Source organism: Rhizobium sp. 01T417 (assembly GCF_056398905.1).
The window spans coordinates 23,452-37,342 of the sequence record NZ_JBFTQH010000029.1 but is presented as its reverse complement, the minus strand read 5'-3'; the positions used below and the strand labels follow the sequence as shown (position 1 = coordinate 37,342).

The 13,891-nt window shown below is 61.2% G+C and carries 14 protein-coding genes; 13 read left to right on the top strand and 1 reads right to left on the bottom strand.

The genetic code is table 11. The annotated features are described in order from the left end of the window. Positions 1-19: 19 nt before the first annotated feature. Positions 20-955: a tyrosine recombinase XerC gene (locus AC1DPR_RS23470; protein ID WP_018855739.1), complete on the bottom strand. Its 936-nt coding sequence runs from the start codon at positions 953-955 to the stop codon at positions 20-22. A 141-nt stretch (positions 956-1,096) separates the two neighbouring features. Between AC1DPR_RS23470 and AC1DPR_RS23465 the strand changes: the two genes are divergently transcribed. From AC1DPR_RS23465 to AC1DPR_RS23405, 13 genes are all read left to right on the top strand, one after another. Then, positions 1,097-2,044: a GNAT family N-acetyltransferase gene (locus tag AC1DPR_RS23465; RefSeq protein ID WP_018855738.1), complete on the top strand. Its 948-nt coding sequence runs from the start codon at positions 1,097-1,099 to the stop codon at positions 2,042-2,044. 21 nt (positions 2,045-2,065) lie between these two features. Then, entirely contained in the window at positions 2,066-3,202 is a 1,137-nt protein-coding gene (locus AC1DPR_RS23460; RefSeq protein ID WP_018855737.1) for an AAA family ATPase, read from the top strand. A 60-nt stretch (positions 3,203-3,262) separates the two neighbouring features. Next, positions 3,263-5,479, top strand: coding sequence for a primosomal protein N' (locus AC1DPR_RS23455; RefSeq protein WP_477817242.1), 2,217 nt, complete (start codon positions 3,263-3,265; stop codon positions 5,477-5,479). 77 nt (positions 5,480-5,556) lie between these two features. Next, positions 5,557-5,946, top strand: a complete 390-nt coding sequence (locus tag AC1DPR_RS23450; RefSeq protein WP_025658205.1) for an AGROH133_08824 family phage infection protein — start codon at positions 5,557-5,559, stop codon at positions 5,944-5,946. Positions 5,947-6,204: 258 nt separating this feature from the next. Then, positions 6,205-6,765 carry a F0F1 ATP synthase subunit delta gene (locus AC1DPR_RS23445; protein ID WP_025658206.1) on the top strand — a complete coding sequence of 187 codons (561 nt, stop codon included), beginning with the start codon at positions 6,205-6,207 and terminating at the stop codon, positions 6,763-6,765. After that, complete coding sequence (atpA, locus tag AC1DPR_RS23440; protein WP_007796947.1) at positions 6,765-8,294, top strand: F0F1 ATP synthase subunit alpha; 1,530 nt, start codon at positions 6,765-6,767, stop codon at positions 8,292-8,294. The genes AC1DPR_RS23445 and atpA overlap by 1 nt, the downstream gene beginning before the upstream one ends. 24 nt (positions 8,295-8,318) lie before the next feature. Next, positions 8,319-9,203, top strand: coding sequence for a F0F1 ATP synthase subunit gamma (locus AC1DPR_RS23435; protein ID WP_018855733.1), 885 nt, complete (start codon positions 8,319-8,321; stop codon positions 9,201-9,203). Positions 9,204-9,227: 24 nt separating this feature from the next. After that, positions 9,228-10,673: a F0F1 ATP synthase subunit beta gene (gene atpD, locus AC1DPR_RS23430; protein WP_018855732.1), complete on the top strand. Its 1,446-nt coding sequence runs from the start codon at positions 9,228-9,230 to the stop codon at positions 10,671-10,673. Further along, positions 10,673-10,909 carry a hypothetical protein gene (locus tag AC1DPR_RS23425; RefSeq protein ID WP_018855731.1) on the top strand — a complete coding sequence of 79 codons (237 nt, stop codon included), beginning with the start codon at positions 10,673-10,675 and terminating at the stop codon, positions 10,907-10,909. The genes atpD and AC1DPR_RS23425 overlap by 1 nt, the downstream gene beginning before the upstream one ends. Further along, the gene (locus AC1DPR_RS23420) at positions 10,909-11,316 is read left to right on the top strand and encodes a F0F1 ATP synthase subunit epsilon (protein ID WP_018855730.1); all 408 of its coding nucleotides are present in this window, start codon (positions 10,909-10,911) and stop codon (positions 11,314-11,316) included. Before AC1DPR_RS23425 ends, AC1DPR_RS23420 begins: the two co-directional genes overlap by 1 nt. 137 nt (positions 11,317-11,453) lie before the next feature. After that, positions 11,454-11,918 carry a redox-sensitive transcriptional activator SoxR gene (gene soxR / locus AC1DPR_RS23415; protein WP_018855729.1) on the top strand — a complete coding sequence of 155 codons (465 nt, stop codon included), beginning with the start codon at positions 11,454-11,456 and terminating at the stop codon, positions 11,916-11,918. 71 nt (positions 11,919-11,989) lie between these two features. Continuing rightward, positions 11,990-12,760, top strand: coding sequence for an SDR family NAD(P)-dependent oxidoreductase (locus AC1DPR_RS23410; RefSeq protein ID WP_018855728.1), 771 nt, complete (start codon positions 11,990-11,992; stop codon positions 12,758-12,760). A gap of 170 nt (positions 12,761-12,930) precedes the next feature. Next, positions 12,931-13,824, top strand: coding sequence for a LysR family transcriptional regulator (locus tag AC1DPR_RS23405; protein WP_018855726.1), 894 nt, complete (start codon positions 12,931-12,933; stop codon positions 13,822-13,824). The last annotated feature ends 67 nt before the right edge of the window (positions 13,825-13,891 follow it).

Here is a 13,891-nt window from a genome sequence, read left to right as displayed (position 1 = left end):
AGAAGCCGTTAACAAAAGATTACGCCCGGGGATGGGCACGGTCGTAAACTTCAAGCAATCGTGAGGAATCCACACCTGTATAGACCTGGGTGGTGGAAAGGCTGGCGTGGCCGAGCAATTCCTGGATGGTTCTCAAATCGCCGCCACCTGCCAACAGGTGGGTGGCAAACGAATGGCGCAGCGCATGCGGTGTCGCTGTTTCCGGAAGGCCGAAGGCGCTGCGCATCTTTTGCATGGTGCGCTGAATGATCGCAGCTTGCAGTTTGCCGCCGCGCGCGCCGCGAAAGAGGGGTTCTTCGCCTTCGAGATGATAGGGGCACAAAGACCGGTATTTCTCGACGGCGTCGAAGACGACGGTGAGCATCGGCACAAGGCGGGTCTTGTTGCCCTTGCCGGTTATGCGCAGCGTGGCCGCGCCGCGGTTGAAGTTGCCAGGCGTCAGATCGAGCGCTTCGGAGATGCGCAGACCGCAGCCGTAGAGCAGTGTGAAAACGGCGGCATCGCGTGCGGCAATCCAAGGCTCTTCGTGCAACTGAGCCTCGTCGCTGACGACAGTGATGGCCTGCCGGTCGGATAAGGGTTTCGGTAGTGATTTCGGCTGCTTCGGCGAGCGGACGGCGCTGACGCCAGCGGCATTCACCAGTCCCTTCTTTTCGAGGTAACGCAGGAGGGAACGCAGCCCGGCGAGACTGCGACCGAGCGAACGAGCGCCGGAGCCCTCTTTGCGTCGCGCCGCCAGAAAAGCACGGAAGTCCGCGGGCCTTAACGCCTGGATATCTTTCAGCGTTGCGGGGCCGCCGAGGTGACCGGTCAGAAACGTCAGGAACTGACGCGTATCACGCTCGTAAGCATCGAGCGTGTGCTCCGACAGACGTCGCTCGCGAGCCAGGCTATCGAGCCATGCCGAGCGCTCGGCCATCAGGCCGGGGTCGGCGATGATCAGGAGTTCGTTCACGTATCCGGCCTTGAATTTGCCAATCCTGCCGCCAATTCTGAAGGAGCGATAGTTATGGAATTCCTAATGCCGGCCAAGTGCTTGTCATGCTTCTATCATATCATTCCACGTGACCGGTTTCCCAACGACGCAGGATCTTGAATGTCACGGCGCCATCCAACGACCGCAATTGGACAGTTCGCGGAGACGATCGCGCTCGTCTCCCATGGCAAGCCGGGCCACATCGTCGATACCTTGATCGCCGAGCGTGGGCAGAAGATCGTGAAGCATCCGCTCTGGCCCGTCATGCGGCCGTTCCTCCACACACTGCTGCGCTACAACAGGGCGATCAGCTTCGCCAATGACGTTGCGAAAATGCCGGGGCTCCAGTGCTTCGAGTACATGAGCAACCTGCTGAAGCTCGAGATCAATATTCGGCACGGCGAACGCATTCCGGATAGCGGCGGCTTCATGCTCGTCAGCAACCATCCGACCGGGATCGCCGATGGCGTTGCCGTGTTCGACCTCCTGAAAACCAAGCGGCCGGACATCATGGTGTTTGCCAACCGCGATGCCATACGCGTCAATCCACGTTTTGCCGAGGTCATCATTCCGGTGGAATGGCGCGAGGAATACAAGAGCAAGCTGAAGACCCGTGAGACATTGCAGATCACCAACCGTGCCGTCAAAGAAGGCAAGGCGACGGTTCTTTTTCCGTCTGGGCGCATCGCTTATTGGGCGAACGGCCGGCTGAACGAACGTCCCTGGAAAACCTCCGCCGTCGGCCTTGCGCGGAAATACAATCTGCCGATCCTGCCGGTACACATGACGGCGCGGAACTCGGGCCTATTCTACTGGTTCGCGAAATGGTCGACCGAGCTCAGGGACATGACGGTCTTTCACGAGCTTCTGAACAAGCGCGGCGACCGATTCGACTTCGTGGTCGGCAATCTGATCCCGGTGGAGCATCTCGACGGCGACATCAACGAAGTCACCAAGGCATTGGAAGACCACACTGTCCATGCGCTCGCCGCGGATGGTGACACGCAATTCCTGCCGTTGGTTCCGCCTGCGGAACCGGAACTGGTCGGTGCCCATTCAATTCCCTAATCGGATAGGCTAAAGCGAGGCATGCTGCTCCGCTCGATGTTCGCCCAGAACTACCGGTCCCTGCGATCGATCCGCATGGATCTTTCGGGGATCAACCTTTTCATCGGCGAAAACGGGGTCGGAAAATCCAATCTCTACCGGGCTCTCCAGCTCATCCAGGCGGCAACGCGCGGACGTCTGGCGCATGAGATCGCCGCCGAGGGCGGGATGTTCTCGGCGTTGTGGTCCGGCCCGCGCCGGGATGTCGACGGGCCGTTCCGGATTCGCCTCGAGGCGGAGCTTCTGGACGAGGAAAGGGCGATCACGTTCCGGTATAGGGTCGAGGCCGGTCTACGACCGCCGGCGGCTGCGGCGGGATTTCCCTTTGAACCGCAAATCAAGACCGAAGAGCTTTCGATCGAGACCGGAACCCGACCTGTCACGATGATGAAGCGTGCCGGCCCGGCGATTTCCGTTCGCGGGCCGAATGGGCGGATGCAGGATTATCCCGAGCAGGCGCTGACCTCGGAAACCGCGATCGCACTGCTTGGCGACGCTGGGCACTATCCCGAGATTGGGACATTCCGCCGTGCGATCGACGGCTGGCGCTTCTTCCACGGCTTCCGGACGGATCGTTTCTCACCGCTGCGCGCACCCTGCCTTGCGGTCACGGCGCCACTGCTCGATGAGGACGGCAGCAACATTGCAGCGGTCTTCGCAACGCTGGTGCATACGCGGGAGGATACGGTCGATCTCGATCGTGCCGTCGCCGCTGCCCTCGGCGGTGCGCGACTCGCGGTGCCGCTGCCCGAGGAGACGGCGTCGTTCGGCCTTTCCTTTCCCGAATTTCCGAACCGCGTGTTCCAGCCGCGCGAACTGTCGGACGGGCAGATACGGTTCCTCGGCCTGGCCGCGGCGCTGATGTCCTATCGGCTGCCGCCACTGATTGCGCTCAACGAACCGGAAGCAAGCCTGCACCCCGATATGTTGTTGCCTCTGGCGGACATGATCGCGGAGGCGGCCCGCAGCAGCCAGATCTGGATCGTTACGCATTCGGAAGCGCTGGCGGCCGCCGTGCGCGAGAAATGCGGCGCCTGTGCCCGCCATGTCGTGCGGCGGGACGGCGCAACATGGATCGAGGGCATGCGGCTCACCGGCGTAGTCGACGAGGACGAGTAGGCTGGTGACGGACGTCTTGCAGGTTTTCTTTTCGCGCCGATCCGGGCATGGTCTCGCCCGATGAGCACAGATTCGTCCGATCTCTTTGGAGCGTTGTTTGAGACGCCGCCGGCAAACCGTACGGTTCCGGTGCTCGTTCCCATGCCCGCGCCGAAGCCATATTCATATGCCGTCCCGGAAGGGATGGCGGTGGAACCCGGCTCGGTCGTCCAGGTGCCACTCGGTCCGAGGCAGGTGATCGGCGTCGTCTGGGACGGCGGCGAAGACAATGTCGATCCGAAGAAGCTGAGGCCGATCAGCCATGTCTTCGATTGCCCGCCGCTGAGCAAGGAGATGCGCGACTTCATCGATTGGGTCGCGAGCTACACGCTGTCCCCGCCGGGACTGGTGGCGCGCATGGCGCTGCGTGCGCCGAATGCCTTTGAACCGGAACCGATGGTGGAGGGCCTGCGCTTCGTTGGCGGCGAGCCGGAGCGGATGACGCCAGCGCGCGCCCGGGTGCTCGACGTTGCGGGCGACGGCCTGTCCTGGACGCGAAGCGGGCTTGCCCATGCCGCGGGCGTCTCGACGAGCGTCGTCGACGGTCTGGTAAGCCAGGGCATTTTCGAAACCGTCTTCCTGCCGCCACCGCCGGTGGTCGCCAAACCCGATCCCGAATTCGTGGGCGCGCGGCTGGAAGGCCCGCAAAGGGAGGCGGCCGACGAGATTCTCGCCGAAGTTCGAAAGGGTGAGTTCGCCGTCTCGCTGATCGACGGCGTCACCGGTTCGGGAAAGACGGAAGTCTATTTCGAGGCGATCGCGGAAACGCTGAGACGCGGCAAGCAGGTTCTGATTCTGCTGCCGGAGATCGCGCTGACGGCAAGCTTTCTCGAGCGCTTCCAATATCGTTTCGGTGCCAAGCCCGCCGAATGGCATTCCGATCTGGCCCCGCGCACCCGCGAGAAGGTCTGGCGTCAGGCGGTCACCGGCGAGGTCCGCGTCGTTGCCGGCGCGCGTTCGGCTCTGTTCCTGCCGTTCGAGGATCTAGGTCTTATCATCGTCGATGAAGAGCATGATCCGGCCTACAAGCAGGAGGACCGTGTCTATTACAATGCGCGCGACATGGCGGTCGTGCGTGCGCGCATCGGCGATTTCCCGGTGGTTCTCGTCTCCGCCACCCCCTCGGTCGAAAGCCAGGTCAATGGGCAGAGCGGGCGTTACAGCACCATTCACATGCCGACCCGATTCGGCGATGCGGCGTTGCCGGATCTGCACTTGATCGACATGCGCCGCCATGCCCCCGAGCGCGGCGGCTTCCTGTCGCCGGTCCTGATCCGCGCGATCGGCAAGACGGTCGAAAAGCAGCAGCAGGCGCTCCTCTTCCTGAACCGGCGGGGCTATGCGCCGCTGACGCTCTGCCGCGTCTGTGGACATCGCTTCCAGTGCCCGCAGTGCTCCAGCTGGCTCGTCGAACACCGGTTCAAGAGGCAGCTGCAATGCCATCAGTGCGGCCATGCCGAGCACACCCCGGAAGCCTGCCCCGAATGCGGAACGCTTGATCACCTCGTTGCCTGCGGACCGGGCGTCGAACGCATTGCCGAGGAGGTGGAACGCCATTTCCCCGAGGCGCGAACCATCGTCCTCTCGTCCGACATGATGGGCGGCGTCAAACGGTTGCGCCTTGAGCTCGAGGCCATTGCCAAGGGCGAGGCCGATATCGTCATCGGCACGCAGCTTGTCGCCAAGGGTCACAATTTCCCGCTGATGACGCTGGTCGGCATCGTCGATGCCGATCTCGGCCTCGCCAATGGCGACCCGCGTGCCGCCGAGCGTACCTTTCAGCTGCTGTCGCAGGTGACGGGCCGCGCCGGCCGCACCGGCCTGAAAAGCCACGGCCTGTTGCAGACCTACCAGCCTCAGCATCCCGTCATGCAGGCGATCGTGTCGGGCGATGCAAGCGCCTTCTACGAACGCGAGATCGCCGAGCGGGAGCGCGCCATCCTGCCGCCGTTCGGACGGCTGGCGTCGATCATCGTTTCGGCGGAAACGCGCCATGATGCGGAAAACCATGCCCGCGGCATCCGAAACGCCGCGCCTCATGTCTCCGGCATCTCGGTGCTCGGGCCTGCGGAAGCGCCGCTTGCGCTGGTGCGCGGCCGCTATCGCTTCCGGCTTCTCGTGCATGGACGGAGGAACTCGGACATGCAGGCATTTCTCAGGGCCATGCTTGCGCAGGCGCCGAAGGAGCGCGGATCGGTGCATGTACAGCTCGACGTGGATCCCCAAAGCTTCCTGTAGATCGCTCCCGAACGGGCTTTTGCCGGGCAAGCCAATCATGGCATAAGGAAGCCGAAACAAGGGATTCGGGGTCGATGATGGATTTTTACTTTCCAACGGAGCTTGGGGAACAGCTCGCTTTCGCAGCCGCCGCGTTCGCGGCGCTGGCGGGCTTTGTCATCATGTTCGCGCCAGGTTATGCGATGCGGTTGTTCGGCCTCATGCCGCGCGAGGGCCGCCGTGACGGCTACGCCGAGCAACGATCGGTCGGCGGTTTCTATCTCGGCTTCGGTCTCTCGGCCATCATGTTGGCGCAGAACTGGATCTACATGGCGCTTGGCGCCTCCTTCGCCATGGCCGCATTTGCGCGCATCATTTCGCTCCTTTCAGATAAGGGGAGCACGATTCTCAACTATTTACTTCTGGTTGTGCAAATCGTTCTGGCTGCGCTTCCGCTCGCCTATGTATTTGGTTTCTTTTCCGCTTGAGTTGAGCTGATATTTCTCGCGCTGAGCACTTCGCTGCCGGGCTTTGAGCATTTTTGCGTTAGAAATCGATGGGAAAGCCGTATTCGGGCGTTACGCGTGTTGCGAGTCCGAACATCCTATGTTAGACGGACCCCGAATTTCGGAAGAAGCAAGAGGCTCTCTTGCGATTTCTGGGGGAAATCATAACGAATTCAAGATCCTAGGTCAGGCGCCCGCCGGGGACCGGATTTTGAGTTGAAATCAGGGAAATTTGGGCCAGTGGCAGACACATCCCAGCTTACTTCTGGTGTTGCAGAGCGCTATGCCTCGTCGCTGTTCGAGTTGGCGCTTGAGCAGGGCGCAGTCGAAAGCGTCACCAGGGACCTCGACCGGTTCCAGGCGATGCTCGACGAGAGCGGCGACCTGAAGCGTTTTGTTTCGAGCCCTGTTTTTTCGGCCGACGATCAGCTCAAGGCGATTGTCGCCATCAGCGAGAAGGCTGGTATCAGCGGCTTCTTCGCGAACTTTCTGAAGGTCGTGGCGCGTAACCGCCGCCTCTTTGCTCTCCCGGGCATGATCAGGGCCTTCCGCATCATCGCTGCAAACCATCGCGGCGAAATTACTGCCGAGGTTACCTCGGCCCATGCGCTGACTGCGGCGCAGGAAACTGAATTGAAGGCGGCGCTCAAGGGCGTCACCGGCAAAGACGTGGCGATTGCTGTCACGATCGATCCGTCAATTCTTGGTGGTCTGATCGTGAAGGTCGGGTCCCGTCAGATTGATACGTCTCTTCGTACGAAACTCTCTACCCTTAAGCTTGCATTGAAAGAGGTCGGCTGATGGATATCCGCGCGGCGGAAATTTCCGCAATTCTCAAAGACCAGATCAAAAACTTCGGCAAAGAGGCAGAAGTCTCGGAAGTCGGTCAGGTTCTCTCCGTCGGTGACGGTATCGCTCGCGTTTACGGTCTGGACAATGTTCAGGCAGGCGAAATGGTCGAGTTCCCCGGCGGCATCCGTGGCATGGCGCTGAACCTGGAATCGGACAACGTCGGTGTTGTTATTTTCGGTTCGGACCGCGACATCAAGGAAGGCGACACCGTCAAGCGGACCGGCGCCATCGTTGACGTTCCGGTTGGTCCGGAACTGCTCGGCCGCGTTGTCGACGCTCTCGGCAACCCGATCGACGGCAAGGGCCCGATCAATTCGACCCGCCGCGCGCGCGTCGACGTCAAGGCTCCGGGCATCATTCCACGCAAGTCGGTTCATGAGCCGATGTCGACCGGCCTCAAGGCCATCGACGCGCTCATCCCGGTCGGTCGTGGCCAGCGCGAGCTCGTCATCGGCGACCGCCAGACCGGCAAGACCGCGATCATTCTCGACACGATCCTGAACCAGAAGGCCATCCACGACAACGGCCCGGACAGCGAGAAACTGTTCTGCGTCTACGTCGCTATCGGCCAGAAGCGTTCGACCGTTGCCCAGTTCGTCAAGGTTCTCGAAGAACGCGGCGCAATGAAGTACTCGATCGTCGTTGCCGCGACCGCTTCCGATCCGGCTCCGATGCAGTACCTGGCGCCGTTCGCTGGTTGCACGATGGGCGAATACTTCCGTGACAACGGTCAGCACGCGCTGATCGGTTACGACGACCTGTCCAAGCAGGCTGTTGCTTACCGCCAGATGTCGCTGCTGCTGCGCCGCCCGCCGGGCCGCGAAGCTTACCCGGGCGACGTTTTCTATCTGCATTCGCGTCTCCTCGAGCGCGCTGCAAAGCTCTCCGACGAAAAGGGCGCTGGCTCTCTGACGGCTCTGCCTGTCATCGAAACCCAGGGCAACGACGTTTCGGCGTTCATTCCGACCAACGTGATCTCGATCACCGACGGCCAGATCTTCCTCGAAACCGACCTGTTCTATCAGGGTATCCGTCCGGCCGTTAACGTCGGTCTGTCGGTTTCGCGCGTCGGCTCCGCCGCGCAGGTCAAGGCGATGAAGCAGGTTGCCGGCTCGATCAAGGGCGAACTCGCCCAGTATCGCGAAATGGCCGCCTTCGCTCAGTTCGGCTCCGACCTCGACGCCTCGACGCAGCGCCTGCTGAACCGCGGTGCGCGCCTGACCGAACTCCTGAAGCAGCCGCAGTTCTCGCCGCTGAAGACGGAAGAGCAGGTCGCGGTGATCTTCGCTGGCGTCAACGGCTATCTCGACAAGATCCCGGTCGCACAGGTCGGCAAGTTCGAACAGGGCCTGCTGTCGTACCTTCGCTCGGAAGGCTCGGCTATCCTCGACACGATCCGTACGGACAAGGCAATCAGCGACGATACGAAGGGCAAGCTCACGGCTGCCATCGATAGCTTCGCGAAGTCCTTCGCCTAATCGGACCCAAAGGACGGATAACGGATGCCTTCACTTAAGGATCTGAAAAACCGGATCGCCTCCGTCAAGGCGACGCAGAAGATCACCAAGGCGATGAAAATGGTCGCCGCGGCGAAGCTTCGGCGTGCCCAGGAGGCGGCCGAGGCCGCCCGTCCGTACTCGCAGCGCATGGGTGCCGTTCTGGCAAACATCGCCGGTGCGATGACGGAGGCCGACGGTGCGCCGGCGCTGATGACCGGCAACGGCAAGGACCAGGTTCACTTGCTGGTCGTCTGCACCGCCGAACGCGGCTTGTGCGGCGGCTTCAACTCGCAGATCTCGCGTTTTGCGCGCGATCACGCTCGCAGGCTTCTCGCTGAAGGCAAGACCGTCAAGATCTTTACCGTCGGCAAGAAGGGCTACGACGTTCTGCGCCGCGAATTCGCTTCGCTCATCGTCGAGCGCAAGGAATTGCGTGATGTGAAGAAGGTCGGTTTCGAGAATGCCGACCAGATCGGCAAGCGCATCATCGACATGTTCGAAGCCGATGAGTTCGACGTCTGCACGTTGTTCTACTCCGAATTCAAGTCGGTCATCTCGCAGGTTCCGACGGCACAGCAGCTCATCCCCGCATCGGCCCCCACGGCTGTTGCAGAGGATGCGGAGCACGCCGGCGCAGTCTACGAGTATGAGCCGGATCCGGCATCGATCCTCGAGGATCTGATCCCGCGCAATATTTCCGTCCAGATCTTCCGCGCGCTCCTTGAGAACGTCGCCGGTGAAATGGGCGCCAAGATGAGCGCGATGGACAATGCAACGCGCAACGCTGGTGAAATGATCAACAAGCTGACGCTCAACTACAACCGTCAGCGTCAGGCTCAGATCACCAAGGAACTCATTGAAATCATTTCGGGCGCGGAAGCGCTCTGAGGTTAGGGAAAAGAGGGTAAGAAGATGGCTAAGGCAGCTACCCCCAAGACTGCGGCAGGCTCTGCCGGCAAGGTCACGCAGGTTATCGGCGCCGTCGTGGACGTTGCTTTCGAAGGCGAACTGCCGGCGATTTTGAACGCGCTTGAAACGAGCAACGGCGGCAACCGCCTGGTTCTCGAAGTAGCGCAGCACCTCGGCGAGAACGAAGTTCGCACGATCGCCATGGACTCGACCGAAGGTCTGGTTCGCGGTCAGGCGGTTTCTGACACCGGTGCTCCGATTGCCGTTCCGGTTGGTCCGGAAACGCTCGGCCGTATCATGAACGTCATCGGCGAGCCGGTCGACGAAGCAGGTCCGTTGGTCACCGCTTCCAAGCGCGCTATCCACCAGGACGCTCCGGCTTACGTCGATCAGTCGACGGAAGCACAGATCCTCGTCACCGGCATCAAGGTCGTCGACCTTCTCGCTCCTTACGCAAAGGGCGGCAAGATCGGCCTCTTCGGCGGCGCAGGCGTCGGCAAGACCGTTCTCATCATGGAACTGATCAACAACGTCGCCAAGGCGCACGGTGGTTACTCGGTATTCGCCGGCGTGGGTGAGCGTACCCGCGAAGGTAACGACCTCTACCACGAGATGATCGAATCCGGCGTTAACAAACACGGCGGCGGCGAAGGCTCCAAGGCCGCTCTCGTTTACGGCCAGATGAACGAACCGCCGGGCGCCCGCGCTCGCGTCGCTCTCACCGGTCTGACGGTTGCTGAAAACTTCCGCGACCAGGGCCAGGACGTTCTGTTCTTCGTCGACAACATCTTCCGCTTCACGCAGGCAGGTTCCGAAGTGTCGGCTCTGCTCGGCCGCATTCCTTCGGCCGTTGGCTACCAGCCGACGCTCGCAACGGACATGGGCCAGATGCAGGAGCGCATCACGACCACGACGACCGGCTCGATCACCTCGGTTCAGGCCATTTACGTTCCGGCCGACGACTTGACCGACCCGGCTCCGGCAACCTCGTTCGCCCACCTGGACGCAACGACCGTTCTGTCGCGCTCGATCGCTGAAAAGGGTATCTACCCGGCGGTCGACCCGCTCGACTCCACGTCGCGCATGCTCGACCCGATCGTTGTCGGCGAAGAGCACTACGAAGTGGCTCGTAAGGTTCAGTCGACGCTACAGCGCTACAAGGCCCTGCAGGACATCATCGCCATCCTGGGCATGGACGAACTGTCCGAAGAGGACAAGCTGGCCGTTGCCCGCGCCCGTAAGATCGAGCGCTTCCTGTCGCAGCCGTTCTTCGTTGCCGAAGTCTTCACCGGTTCGCCGGGCAAGCTGGTCGCCCTCGAAGACACGATCAAGGGCTTCAAGGGCCTCGTCAACGGCGAATACGACCACCTGCCGGAAGCTGCCTTCTACATGGTTGGCTCGATCGACGAAGCCATCGAGAAGGCCAAGAAGCTGTCCGCAGCGGCCTGATGAGCGACGCTCTTAACGAGATCTTCTGCTGCGACGCCCTTCGGGAAGTCGCAGCAGAGCTTCCTGCCCCGGCCGCACCGACGATCTACAGATCGAACGACGGCAAGATGATGATGGTGGTAGGACTGATCCAGACCGAGGAAGGTCTTGGATATCTCGATCAGGCGATAGCACATTGCCCGTTCTGCGGGACGAACTTGCAAGATACAGAAGCCGCCGAGAAGGTAAGTCACTGATGGCTGACAATTTCAATTTTGAACTCGTGTCTCCCGAGCGCCTGCTCCTTTCGGAGATGGTGACCGAAGTTGTCATTCCGGCAACCGACGGCGAGATGACGGTTATGGCGAACCACGCCCCGACGATGACGACCATCAAGCCCGGCATCGTCAGCGTTCGTTTCGCCAATGGCTCGAAGCAGGACTACGTGGTTTTCGGCGGTTTCGCCGATATTCTGCCGACCGGCTGCACGCTGCTGGCTGAATCCGCGGTCATCGTTCAGGATCTCTCCAAGGACGAGCTGACGCTTCGCATCGAAGCGGCGAAGCGCGAGATCGAAGACGCCGTGCATCATGAGCACAAGTCGCGCCTGGAACACTACATCATGGAACTGACGCACCTGCAGGGTGTGATCGACCAGGATTGATCTACGCCAACGTCCGGCGTTTTGAAGCGGCCTTCGGGCCGCATTTTTCTTTTCTGCCGTCTGTCCTCGCCACGATGTAGGCTTCCGATCGCGAAGCACTCGGCTATAGTACCTCAAGTTAACTTGAGGCTGAGACTGTGGAAGAAGGCTCCAGCAATCCATTCAGGAAGCTGCTGTCCATCGGCGAAGTTGCCGAGCGCAGCGGCCTTGCCGTCTCTGCACTACACTTCTACGAAGCAAAGGGCCTCATCTCGAGTATCCGCTCTCGTGGCAATCAACGCCGGTTCGGTCGCGACGTGCTCCGCCGTCTCGGCATCATCAAGGTGGCGCAGCGCGTGGGCATTCCGTTGGCGGAGATCCAGGCCGCTTTCGATACGCTGCCGCAGGGCCGCACGCCGACTGCTACGGATTGGCAGCGCCTGTCGGCCCTCTGGAAGGACGATCTCGATGCCCGCATCCATCGCCTCGTTGCCTTGCGCGACAGGTTGACGGATTGCATTGGCTGTGGTTGCCTCTCGGTTGAAAGCTGCCCGCTGCGCAATCCCTATGATCGGCTAGCCAGAGATGGGCCGGGTCCGCGCCTGCTGGAAACCGACGACTAGGCAGCGCTCCCCGCGCGGCATCAGAACAATGCAAGAGCTGCAAACAGCTCGCTCACGCTGTGGAGGACTGGATGTTTCACCCCAAGCTGTTCGAAAACCGCAACGTGGTTGTCACCGGTGGCGGTCGCGGCATCGGCCTGGAGGTGGCGCGGCAGTTTCTCAACTGCGGAGCGAGGGTATTGGTGCACCTCGGGCGCAGCGCCGCGCGCGATTTGCCGGATTTCCTGCTGACGGCGGAGGAAGACCGGCGAGCTTTTCTCGTTACCGCCGATTTTTCGACACAGGGCGGCACCAGCGCGTTTGCCGAAAAAGCCCTCGCAACGTTCGACCGGATCCACGTGCTGGTCAACAACGCCGGCACCATGGTCGGTCGCTTTCCGGCCGGTGCGCTGACCGACGAACAATACGAAGTGATCGTACGGCTGAACCAGACGTCGGTTGTGGAAGTGACGCGTGGGCTCCTGCCGGCGCTCCGCGCATCGCAGGAAGCGTCGATCGTCAACACGGTCTCGATTTCCGCGCTGACGGGCGGAAGTCCCGGTTCGGCGATCTATTCGGCGTCGAAAGCCTTCGTCGCGACCTATTCGAAGGCGCTGGCAAGGGAACTCGCACCCGACAACATTCGCGTCAACTGCGTGTCGCCGGGAACGATCGAGACCGACTTTCACCAACGGTACTCGTCGCCGGAAAAGCTGGAACAGGCTCGCAAGACCATTCCCTTGCAGCGATTGGGGACCTCGGAAGATTGCGCCCCCGCCTATCTCTTCCTTTCGGCGCCTTCTCTATCCGGCTACATCACCGGGCAGGTGCTGGAGATCAATGGTGGCCAGCTCATCTGCTGACGAGGGGCCCTTCTGGAGGTGTTCTCCCAGCGTCGCTCATTCGGACACGACCTTGCTGCTGCATTTTTCGTTCGCGACGGTTTCGAGAACGTAAGGCAGTTAACCGACCTTGCGGAGCGCTTTCCCGAGCGTGAAAATGACGCTGTGCTGCAATTCGGTGCGGAGGCCGGATGATCGACAAGTTGGAATTCTTTATCGCGCTCGCCAACGAGAAGCACTTCGGCCGGGCCGCGGAAGAGTGCGGCATTTCGCAGCCGACGTTATCTGCCGCCATTCGTCAGCTCGAGGATCAGCTTGGCGTCATGCTGGTGCAGCGCGGCTCGCGTTTCCAGGGGTTAACGCCCGAGGGACAGCGGGTGCTCGAATGGGCGCGGCGCATCGTCGGCGATGCCCGCACGATGCGCCAGGAGATGCGGGCGGCGCGTACGGGCCTTTCGGGACATATAAAGATTGCGGCAATCCCGACGGCGTTGGCCATGCTGCCGCGCATTACGACGCCGTTTCAGGAGCGCCATCCGGATGTGACCTTTTCGATTGTGTCGCGCAATTCGCTGCAAGTGCTGAGCATGCTGGAGAATCTCGAGATCGATGCCGGCATCACCTATCTGGAAAACGAGCCGCTCGGGCGGGTAACCAGCGTGCCGCTCTATGCCGAGCACTACAATCTCATTACCGCCGCCGGCAGCCCTCTTTCGGAGCGCGACAGCGTCACCTGGAAGGAAGTGGGCGATCTTCGGCTTTGTCTATTGACTGCGGACATGCAAAACCGCCGTATCATCAACCAGCATCTGGCCGAAGTGGGCGTCACGGCGCATCCGACGCTCGAATCGAATTCGATGATCGTGCTCTTCTCGCACGTCCGAACCGGGCGATGGGCCAGCATCATGCCCCGCAATGTCGCGAAATCCTTCGGCTTTCCGGCCGAAATACGGATGATCCCGATCACCGAGCCGCGGGCACATCATCTTGTTGGTCTGGTTGCGACGCATCGTGAACCGTTCACGCCATTGGTTTCCGCCTTGCTGCATGAGGCTCGGATTCTCGCTGAAGACCCCGATTCTTGATAGGAATCTTCTATCGATTGACGGAACAGCATTATTGATCGCTTCGTCCATCCCTGAGAAAGTTCTA

Coding starts and splice junctions, on each gene's coding strand:
- AC1DPR_RS23465 (WP_018855738.1), top strand. CDS start 1,097: ATGTCACGGCGCCATCCAACGACCGCAATTGGACAGTTCGCGGAGACG.
- AC1DPR_RS23460 (WP_018855737.1), top strand. CDS start 2,066: ATGCTGCTCCGCTCGATGTTCGCCCAGAACTACCGGTCCCTGCGATCG.
- AC1DPR_RS23455 (WP_477817242.1), top strand. CDS start 3,263: ATGAGCACAGATTCGTCCGATCTCTTTGGAGCGTTGTTTGAGACGCCG.
- AC1DPR_RS23450 (WP_025658205.1), top strand. CDS start 5,557: ATGGATTTTTACTTTCCAACGGAGCTTGGGGAACAGCTCGCTTTCGCA.
- atpA (WP_007796947.1), top strand. CDS start 6,765: ATGGATATCCGCGCGGCGGAAATTTCCGCAATTCTCAAAGACCAGATC.
- AC1DPR_RS23435 (WP_018855733.1), top strand. CDS start 8,319: ATGCCTTCACTTAAGGATCTGAAAAACCGGATCGCCTCCGTCAAGGCG.
- atpD (WP_018855732.1), top strand. CDS start 9,228: ATGGCTAAGGCAGCTACCCCCAAGACTGCGGCAGGCTCTGCCGGCAAG.
- AC1DPR_RS23425 (WP_018855731.1), top strand. CDS start 10,673: ATGAGCGACGCTCTTAACGAGATCTTCTGCTGCGACGCCCTTCGGGAA.
- AC1DPR_RS23420 (WP_018855730.1), top strand. CDS start 10,909: ATGGCTGACAATTTCAATTTTGAACTCGTGTCTCCCGAGCGCCTGCTC.
- AC1DPR_RS23410 (WP_018855728.1), top strand. CDS start 11,990: ATGTTTCACCCCAAGCTGTTCGAAAACCGCAACGTGGTTGTCACCGGT.
- AC1DPR_RS23405 (WP_018855726.1), top strand. CDS start 12,931: ATGATCGACAAGTTGGAATTCTTTATCGCGCTCGCCAACGAGAAGCAC.